A 7,920-nucleotide genomic window follows, 5' to 3' on the forward strand; every position below is an offset into this window, starting at 1 on the left:
TTGTGAACGGCCCCGACACCGTCATCAGCTCGCGGCGAGGCGCTCCTTCTCGGCCTCGACGTCGAAGTCGGCGACCGGCCACTGCGGATCGATGTCCTCGAGGGCCGCAAGCAGCAGCTCCTGCACCGCGAGGCGCGCATACCACTTGGCGTTCGCCGGGATCACGTGCCACGGGGCGACCTCCGTCGAGGTGCGGTCGAAGACCGTCTGGTACGCCTCCATGTACTGCGACCACAGGAGCCGTTCATCCACATCGCCGGGGTTGTACTTCCAGTGCTTGTCCGGCCGGTCGAGTCGCTCCATGAGCCGCGCCTTCTGCTCCTCCGGCGAGATGTGCAGCATGACCTTGATGATGCGGGTGCCCGACGCCGCCACCCGCGCCTCGAACTCGTTGATCGCGTCGTAGCGGCGCTCGATCTCCGCGGCGTCCGCGAGCCCGCGCACCCGTCCGATCAGGACGTCCTCGTAGTGGGAACGGTCGAAGACGCCGATGAGCCCCGGCTCGGGCAGGCGCTTCTCGACGCGCCACAGGAAGTCGTGGGCGAGCTCTTCCGGAGTCGGGGCCTTGAACGCGGCGAGCGCGACCCCTTGCGGATCGACACCCCCGACCACATGCCGCACGATCCCGCCCTTGCCTGCCGAGTCCATCGCCTGCAGCACGAGCAGCACCGCGTCCTTCGTCACGCCCACCCGGCTTTCGGCGAACAACCGCTCCTGCAGATCGTTGAGCGCGCCGAGCCCGGCCGCGAGATCGCGCACCCCGTGCGACTTGCCGCCGACATAGCCGGGCTTGGTGTCGGGGTCGAGGTCAGCGAGACGGAAACCCTCGTCGACGCGGAGCCGCTGCGTCCAGGTGTGCGCGTTCATACGCACATCCTGCCAGTCAACGCGGCAGCGGCACCTCGATGATCTGACGTCCTCCCCGCGGCGTGGTGAGCGCCTGATCCAGCGCGGTGCGGGTCGTGACCCGCTGGTACTCCCAGCCGTACGCCGATGCCAGGTGTTCCAGTCGCACGGTGTGCGGGGTGTAGAAGGCGCGATCGAGGTCGGCCGCGGGTGCGGAGGCGGCGACCTCCAGCGCGTCGAAGATCGTCCCGCCGCCGTCGTTGCCGACGATGACCTGGAGACGCGGTTCCGCCTCATCCGGCGGCAGCAGCAGGGCACCGACGTCATGCAGGAAGGCGAGGTCGCCCAGCAGCACCCTGGTCACGCCGGGAGCGCCCGCGGCCTGGCTGGCGAGGGCGATACCGGTCGCGGTCGCGATCGTGCCGTCGATCCCGGCGAGACCGCGATTCGCGTGGACGGGCACCTTCTTGCCTCCGAGCACCTGGTCGGCCACACGCACCAGCCGCGACGAGCCGAAGACGAGCCGATCGTGCGGCCAGGTGGCCCGCCACACGGCATCGACGAGCAGCTCGCGATCGAGCGGGCGCCGGACCGCGTCGAGTTCGGCCTTCACGGCTTCCCGACGGGCGGCGAAGTCCGTGGAGGCGAGGCCTTCCGGATCCGGGGCGTTCTCGCTCAGGTCGACGGTCTCGGCGGCGGAGGCCTGGAGCCACGCACCGAGCCACGCACGATCGGCGGCACCGGGGGCGACCGTGACGGCACCGACGGCGCGCGTGCGGTGGTTGAGATTGAGCTCCTCCCCTCCGCGACGGACGGCCACCACGTCGACATCCTGGCGCGAGAGCAGGGCCGTCGCTTCCCGGCTGAGGGTCGGGTGACCCAGCACGACCACGCGCTCGATACGTCCACCGAGCTCTTCCCGCGCGAGGAGGCGGCGATACCCGTGCACGATCTGCCGACCGAACCGGGCCCCGCTCACGATCTCGGCAATCAGCGGCCACCCGCCGGCGTAGGCGATCTCCTCGGCGTCCGGCCCGGCATCGGCACCGGCCAGCACGACGGTGCGCGGACCCCGGGCGAGCTCGAACGGGTCGGCCGCACGCCGGACGGGCATATCGCCGGGAGTAACCCTGACTTCGGGGAATGCGCCGGAGAGCGGCTCACGCGACGGCAGGTTCACGTGGACGGGTCCTGCGACGCCGGGAAGCGCGTCGACGTCGCGCACGCCCATCGCCGCGGCCACCGAACGCTCGGCGAGCCCTGCCCACTCGCCGTCTCCCGGAACCGGCGCGTCGACCTGATCGCGCACCCAGGGGTGGAACAGACCGTTCTGCAGCGTCGCCTGGTTGGCACCGACGCCCCGCAACTCGGGTGGGCGATCAGCGGTGAGCAGCAGCAGCGGCACGCCCGAGTGGAACGCCTCCATCACCGCGGGCAGCAGATTCGCGACGGCCGTCCCCGAGGTGCAGATCACCGCGGCGGGGACCTGCGTCTCCCTGGCGATGCCGAGCGCGGTGAAACCGGCGACCCTCTCATCGATGCGCACATGCACACGGAGGTGACCCTCATCCGCCAGTCGCACCGCGGCGAGCGCGAGGGCCTGCGAACGCGAACCCGGGGAGACGACGACGTCGCGGACTCCATGGGCGACGAGATCGGCGAGCAGAGACGCCGCCGCATCCATCGCCGGCGACGAGCTCACGGGCGCGGGTCCGAGGCGGGAGGCTCGTCGGTCTCCTCGTCCAGGCGCGCGAGCTCCTCTTCGAGACGGCGGATGCGCGCATCCTGCTCGGTCTTGTCGATGCTGCGCAGGAAGGCGGGATCGTCATCCGGGGCGATCACCGGGCGAGCGCCGGAACCGTTGGCCCGCCGACGACCGATCACGAACCAGAGGATCCCCCCGATCACGGGGAGGAGCACCACGATGGCGATCCAGGCGGCCTTGGGCACGCCCCGGTGCCGCGTCGCCGGCTGCACAGCGCAGTCGACGATGCTGAACACCCAGAACACGGCGGCGAGGAAGCCGCCGATGATCAGTAGTCTCGCCACCCCTCCAGTGTAGGCATGTCCTCAGCGTCCGGGGTTCGGAGGAGGCAGAGGCGCCGTTGCTAGACTGCGCGGGAAATGCTGCCCTCATCGCCGGATCGGATGCCGCGAGCACGGGCCGAGCGGACGATGATCGCGCGTGTGATCCTCGCCGTCGGTCTCGCGCTCCTGCTCGTCGTCGGCGCGTGGTCGACGTCGCGCGGCTCCGCCGAGGTGCACGCCACGCTCTGCCTCGCCTCCGGCATCACGGCGTCGGCGGGCACGGAATCCGGCACCGCGGTGGCTGACGGCGCGACCGCGGTCGACGTCCTCACCGCCGACGCCGGGGTCTGCCTGGTCGTCGCGCTCTGCTGCGTCGCACTGGTGCTGTTGTTCCGGCGTCTCCGTGATCGCGGCACACGGCTGCTCGTCTCGCGCGCCCCGCGCACAGCACCGCCGGCGCGCGCCGGACCGCGTCCCCTCTTCTCCGCACTCTCGCTCACACAGCTCTCGATCTCCCGCACCTGAACACCGACGCGTCCCTCGGGCCGCCTTCGCGCGGCATCCCCTTTCCCGTCGTACCCGTGTGTCTGGAGACCCCATGAAGAACTCTGTCAAAGCGACCCTGATCGCCATCGCCGTCGCCATCGTCCTGCTGATCGTCGCCCTCGTGTTCGCGCTCAACCAGCGCGCAGCCCCCACGCCGCCCGAAGGCGCGGAGCAGCAGACCGTCCGCACCGACTCGCACGTACTCGACGACGGGGGCGAGGGCGCCGTGACCGTCGTCGAGTTCCTCGACTTCGAGTGCGAGGCCTGCGGGGCGTTCTATCCCGTCGTCGAAGAGCTCCGGGAGAAGTACGACGGCGAGATCACCTACGTCGTCCGCTACTTCCCGCTCCCGGGTCACATCAACTCCACCCAGGCCGCCCTCGCCGCCGAGGCGGCGGCGCAGCAGGACCGATTCGAGGACATGTACCACCGGCTGTTCGAGACGCAGGCGCAGTGGGGCGAGCAGGGTGAGGAGACGCCCGAGGTGTTCCGCGCCATCGCCGAGGAGCTCGGACTCGACCTGGCCGCGTACGACGCGGCGATCGCGGACCCGGCGACGGCCGAGCGCGTGCAGGCGGACAAGACCGACGGGGAGAAGCTCGGCGTGACCAGCACCCCGACCTTCTTCGTGGACGGCGAGAAGGTCGTGCTCGAGACCTGGGACGACCCGGAGCAGGCGATCGAGAAGGCCCTGAACGGCTGAGTCCTGGCGCCCGTCGCGGCAGCCCCGCCGAGGGTGAAGGCCGGATACGAACCCCGATACTCTGAGATCAGATTCAGGGAGAGGGCCCGGACGACGATGGAACTGACTTCGCTTCTGCAGGGGACGCACAACGCCCGGGAACTCACCGGGTTGCCGGTCTCGGGAGGCGGGACCATCGCGTCCGGGCTCTTGTTCCGTGCCGATGCTCTCGCCGGACTGACCGACGATGGACTGCAGGCTCTGACGGATCTCGGCATCGGCACCGTGATCGATCTGCGTATGGATGCCGAGCGTTCCCGTGCAGCCGACCGTCTCCCCGCGGACGGCAGCGTGACGCTTCTGCCGCTGCCCATGCAGGGCGGAGCGATGGACGAGATGGTGAAGCATCTGCTCCCCGCGGCCGGAAGCAAGAGCCTGTCGGTGACCCAGGTCGCCCAGCTCCTGAAGCAGGTGCCGACCCTGGAGGAGCTGTACATCGCGATCCTCACGGACAGCGCCGCGCAGTTCGCGACCGTGGCGCGCACGGTGCTCGACGCCGCGCGCACCCCCCGTCCCGGCGTCCTGTTCCACTGCACCGCGGGCAAGGATCGGACGGGTCTCGCTGCGGCGATCCTGCTCTCCGTCGCAGGCGTGCCGCGTGAGGCGATCGTCGACGACTACACGGAGACCGAGAAGAACCTCGCGCTCGGATTCGCGGAAGCGCTCACCGGCCTCATCACCTCGCTCGGCGTTCCCCTGACCCCCGGACTCAAGACGCTGGCGACCGAATCACCCGCCTCGGCCATCGAGACGGCGCTGGACTGGATCGACGCGACTCACGGTGACGCCGCGGGCTACCTCCGCAGCGGCGGTCTGACGGACGACGAGGTCGCCGAGCTGCGGCGGGTGCTACGCGGCGAGTAGTCCCGCCCCCATATCTCCCCGTATCGCCGGTGCCGTCGCTACGCTGATCGCATGACTGAGGAGCGCTCCCCCTCGCTGCACCCGCTGCCGGCGTTCGCGCGGCGGATCCCCGCGACGCTGACGATGGTGGTGCTGATCCTCGCCGTCGGGGTCATCTGGCGCGGCCTGTGGACGCCGTTCGAGGACAGCGACCTGTTCCCGACCGTCGCCTACGGACTGCCCAATCTCGCCGAGGGGAAGTGGTGGACGCCGCTGACGGGCACGTTCTTCGTGAACCAGCCGTGGGTCTACGTGTTCACGATCGCCGGGTTCTGGGGCATGGCCTACCTGGAGTTCCGGCGCGGAACGCGCGTCGCGATCGCGTACTACGCGGTCGGCCAGCTGTTCGCGATCTTCGCCACCGCCCTGGTGCTCCTCGTGCTCTCCTCGTTCCCGTGGGCGTGGGCGACCACGCAGGCACAGGCGCTCGATGTCGGGGCCTCCGGAGGCACCATGGCCTGCATCGCTGCGGCGGTGGGCCTGTTCCGGCCACCGTGGCGGGTGCGCGGGTGGCTCATCCTGCTCGGCTTCGTCTTCATCGCGATGCTGTTCTGGGGCAAGCTCGCCGACCTCGAGCATCTGCTCGCCGTGCTGCTGATCCTCGTGGTGGATCGCACCCTGCGCGTGCGTCACACGACCGTCCGCGAGCAGCGGCTGATCGCGGTGATGGCGATCCTCGTGCTCGGTGCGGTCGAGATCATCACCACCCTCCTGCCGACCGACGGTCCGTTCGGTCCGACCGAGCCCGCCTCGGGCGGCTTCATCGACCTCGCCATCGACCTGGTCGTGATCCTGGTGCTCGTGAACGGGCTGCGTCGCGGACGACGCTGGACCTGGGTGCTCGCCCTCCTGCTCGGGATCCTCAACATCGTCACGGCCGCGCTCGTGCTGACGCTGATCACCGTCTTCAGCCAGGCCCAGGTGGACGTCCGCTGGGACGGCGAGACCGAACTCGCCCTCGCGAACGGCTTCCTCTGGTTGATCATGCTCGTGTACCTGATCTGGGTACGCCGCGCGTTCCATGCCCGTCGGAAGTCGAAGCTCGGCATGCAGCCCTCCCCCACCGCGGACGACATGAAGCACGAACTGCGCACGCACGGCGGCGGCACCCTCTCGTGGATGACGACCTGGGACGGCAACAGTTACGCGCGTGTGCCCGGCGGCATCGTGGCGTACCAACGGCGCAACGGCGTCGCGCTCGCGCTCGCCGACCCGATCGGCCCGGCGCATGCCCGTGCCGAGGCGGTGCAGGAGTTCATCCGCACGGCGGAGCTCGCCGGTCTCGTCCCGTGCTTCTTCAGCGCGGACGAGGCCACCCGCGCGGCGGTCCCCTCTACCTGGCGGAGCATCGTCGTGGCGGACGACACGATCGTCGATCTGCCGGGACTCGAGTTCACGGGAAAGCGGTGGAACTCGGTGCGCACTTCGCTCAACAAGGCCGGGCGCGAGGATATGACCTTCCGGATGACCCACTTCAAGGCGGAACCGTGGGGGGTGCAGCAGCAGCTGCGGGCGATCTCGGAGGCATGGGTCGGCGACAAGGATCTGCCCGAGATGCGCTTCACCCTCGGCACGCTCGACGAGGCCGAGGATCCCGAAGTGCGGCTCGCCCTCGCGCTCGCCCCGAACGGCGACGTCGACGGCTTCCTCTCCTGGCTGCCCGTGTACGGCGACGACGGCGAAGTGCGGGGCCGGACCCTCGATCTCATGCGCCGCCGCGAGGGCGGGTTCGGCCCGGTGATGGAGTTCCTGATCGGCTCCTCCGCCCGGCAGTTCTCCGACGAGGGCGCACAGATCATGTCACTGTCCGGAGCGCCCCTCGCCCACGACTATCCCCCGGATGCCGGTGTGATCGCAGCGCTGAGCGACCGCCTCGCTGAGGCCCTGGAACCGGTGTACGGCTTCGGTTCGCTGCACCGGTTCAAGCAGAAGTTCCATCCCCGCTACGAGACCATGTACCTGCTCTTCCGCGACGAGAGCGACCTCACCCGCATCGGCGGTGCCCTCACCAGGGCTTTCCTGCCGGATGCGACTCTGCGGCAGTTCGCGGGCGCGGGGCTCGAACTCGTCCGCGGCGGCGGGAAGGACTGAGCCCGTGCTCGATGAAGGCCGCCTCCGCTCCATGGCCGACGACCTGGGCCGCGTCCCCGGCGTGCGCGCGGTCGCGCTGGGCGGGAGCCGCGCCCGCGGGACCCATCGCCCGGACTCCGACATCGACCTGGGACTGTACGTGGATGCGGACGTCGACCGCGCCGGTATCGCCCGCGTCGCGAGCAGCTGGACGGGCGAACACGTCGAGGTCGCCGAGCGCGGCGGATGGGGCCCCTGGGTCGACGGCGGTGCCTGGCTGATCGTGGACGGCGTGCCCGTGGACCTCATCCTCCGAGACGTGGAGCGGGTGACGGAGCAGTGCGCCCGCGCCGTCCGGGGCCAGTTCGCCTTCCATCCCCAGCCCGGGCACCCGCTCGGCTTCCTCGACGTCGCCTACGCGGGTGAGGTCGCGACGAGTGTGCCGCTGCGTGATCCGGACGGGCTGCTGGTCACTCTCGCGCGCGGGGTGACCCCGTACCCCGACGCGCTGCGGGAGGCGCTCCTCGCGAACCTCTGGCAAGTCGATTTCCTGCTGAATGCCGCGGTGAAGGGCGCGAAGGCCGGCGATGTCGCCTACGTGTCGCTGTGCGGCACCACGACGACCATGCTCACCGCGCACGCGTGGCATGCTGCCGCCGGCACCTGGGTCACGAACGAGAAGGGTCTCGTCCCGAACGTGGCCCGCCTTCCGATCGACACCGGCGGGTTCAGCGCGGCCGCAGCTGCCGCTCTCGGGAATCTGGGCACCTCCGCCGAGGAGTTGC

General features: G+C 70.3%; 8 protein-coding genes. 5 read left to right on the forward strand and 3 right to left on the reverse strand.

The features are described 5' to 3' along the window. Positions 1 to 24: 24 nt before the first annotated feature. Genes L978_RS15210 through L978_RS15220 form a run of 3 tightly spaced genes read right to left on the reverse strand, consistent with a single transcriptional unit; the run spans position 25 to position 2,895 of the window. Positions 25 to 867, reverse strand: a complete 843-nt coding sequence (locus L978_RS15210) for a polyphosphate kinase 2 family protein (protein WP_047524127.1) — start codon at positions 865 to 867, stop codon at positions 25 to 27. Between the two features lie 16 nt (positions 868 to 883). After that, entirely contained in the window at positions 884 to 2,530 is a 1,647-nt protein-coding gene (menD, locus tag L978_RS15215; protein WP_052193797.1) for a 2-succinyl-5-enolpyruvyl-6-hydroxy-3-cyclohexene-1-carboxylic-acid synthase, read from the reverse strand. A gap of 14 nt (positions 2,531 to 2,544) precedes the next feature. Next, positions 2,545 to 2,895 (reverse strand): PLD nuclease N-terminal domain-containing protein, encoded by a 351-nt coding sequence (locus tag L978_RS15220; RefSeq protein WP_047524129.1) that lies wholly within the window; start codon positions 2,893 to 2,895, stop codon positions 2,545 to 2,547. A gap of 75 nt (positions 2,896 to 2,970) precedes the next feature. On the opposite strand from L978_RS15220, the gene L978_RS15225 reads away from it, so the two are divergent. The 5 genes from L978_RS15225 to L978_RS15245 form a co-directional block, all read left to right on the forward strand. Next, positions 2,971 to 3,399 (forward strand): hypothetical protein, encoded by a 429-nt coding sequence (locus L978_RS15225; protein ID WP_231555077.1) that lies wholly within the window; start codon positions 2,971 to 2,973, stop codon positions 3,397 to 3,399. 73 nt (positions 3,400 to 3,472) lie between these two features. Next, positions 3,473 to 4,123, forward strand: a complete 651-nt coding sequence (locus L978_RS15230; RefSeq protein ID WP_047524130.1) for a DsbA family protein — start codon at positions 3,473 to 3,475, stop codon at positions 4,121 to 4,123. 96 nt (positions 4,124 to 4,219) lie between these two features. Further along, positions 4,220 to 5,026, forward strand: coding sequence for a tyrosine-protein phosphatase (locus L978_RS15235; protein ID WP_047524131.1), 807 nt, complete (start codon positions 4,220 to 4,222; stop codon positions 5,024 to 5,026). A gap of 51 nt (positions 5,027 to 5,077) precedes the next feature. Further along, a complete protein-coding gene (locus L978_RS15240; protein ID WP_047524132.1) occupies positions 5,078 to 7,156 on the forward strand; it encodes a bifunctional lysylphosphatidylglycerol flippase/synthetase MprF in 2,079 nt (692 codons plus the stop codon). 4 nt (positions 7,157 to 7,160) lie between these two features. After that, positions 7,161 to 7,920, forward strand: a 760-nt coding sequence (locus tag L978_RS15245; RefSeq protein WP_047524133.1) for a nucleotidyltransferase domain-containing protein, incomplete at its 3' end; no start/stop codon positions are given.

Origin of the sequence: Microbacterium sp. ZOR0019 (assembly GCF_000800925.1) — a bacterium.
Taxonomy (GTDB): Bacteria; Actinomycetota; Actinomycetes; order Actinomycetales; family Microbacteriaceae; genus Microbacterium; species Microbacterium aurugineum.

What these genes read in the sequence shown, in the direction of transcription:
- L978_RS15235 (WP_047524131.1), top strand. Translation starts at nt 4,220, where the DNA reads ATGGAACTGACTTCGCTTCTGCAGGGGACGCACAACGCCCGGGAACTC.
- L978_RS15210 (WP_047524127.1), bottom strand. Translation starts at nt 867, where the DNA reads ATGAACGCGCACACCTGGACGCAGCGGCTCCGCGTCGACGAGGGTTTC.
- L978_RS15240 (WP_047524132.1), top strand. Translation starts at nt 5,078, where the DNA reads ATGACTGAGGAGCGCTCCCCCTCGCTGCACCCGCTGCCGGCGTTCGCG.
- L978_RS15230 (WP_047524130.1), top strand. Translation starts at nt 3,473, where the DNA reads ATGAAGAACTCTGTCAAAGCGACCCTGATCGCCATCGCCGTCGCCATC.
- menD (WP_052193797.1), bottom strand. Translation starts at nt 2,530, where the DNA reads ATGGATGCGGCGGCGTCTCTGCTCGCCGATCTCGTCGCCCATGGAGTC.
- L978_RS15225 (WP_231555077.1), top strand. Translation starts at nt 2,971, where the DNA reads ATGCTGCCCTCATCGCCGGATCGGATGCCGCGAGCACGGGCCGAGCGG.